This is a genomic window from Algoriphagus taiwanensis (genome assembly GCF_036245645.1).
GTDB classification, from domain to species: domain Bacteria; phylum Bacteroidota; class Bacteroidia; order Cytophagales; family Cyclobacteriaceae; genus Algoriphagus; species Algoriphagus taiwanensis.
The window spans coordinates 1-660 of the sequence record NZ_BTPE01000041.1 but is presented as its reverse complement, the minus strand read 5'-3'; the positions used below and the strand labels follow the sequence as shown (position 1 = coordinate 660).

Here is a 660-nt window from a genome sequence, read left to right as displayed (position 1 = left end):
GAAAATCTCATAAAAAAATGGGTTGCCGCAAGCTCATGGTGAAGCTGGAAGCCTTCATGTTCGATCACCAGATCAAGATGGGTAGAGATGCGTTGTTCGATCTGTTGGCAGCAAACCAGTTGTTGATTCGCCGTCGAAACAGACGGGTAACTACAACCTATTCAAGTCATTGGCTTCGAAAATATCCAAATCTTATCCGCGAGTTTATTGCTGGTGGAATCAATCAGTTATGGGTTAGCGACATTACTTATTGGAGGTTTAAGGATAAGTTTCTTTACATCAGTTTTGTAACCGATGTGTTCTCACATAAAATCGTAGGCTACCATCTGAGTGAATCGCTGGAAGCGGAATCATCAATCCATGCCCTTCAAATGGCTTTGGATCAGTTAAAACAGCCAGTAGAAGGCCTGATCCATCATTCAGACCGAGGAATACAATATTGTTGTAAAGAGTATGTCAAGTTATTACAGGACAATAGTATAGCGATCAGCATGACCGAAAACGGAGATCCGCTGGAGAATGCATTGGCTGAACGGATCAATGGAATTGTTAAAGGAGAATACCTGGATTGCTATGAAGTGAATTCCATTCAAGAAGCCAAGGAGTTGCTTTCCCAAGTGATCAACCTCTACAACGAAGAACGACCTCACATGAGTATAG

General features: G+C 42.1%; 1 protein-coding gene. It reads left to right on the top strand.

What is annotated here, in order from left to right; genetic code table 11:
• Positions 1-35: 35 nt before the first annotated feature.
• Positions 36-660 (top strand): IS3 family transposase (locus AAA938_RS20175; RefSeq protein ID WP_338230730.1); only part of this gene is annotated, 625 nt, incomplete at its 3' end.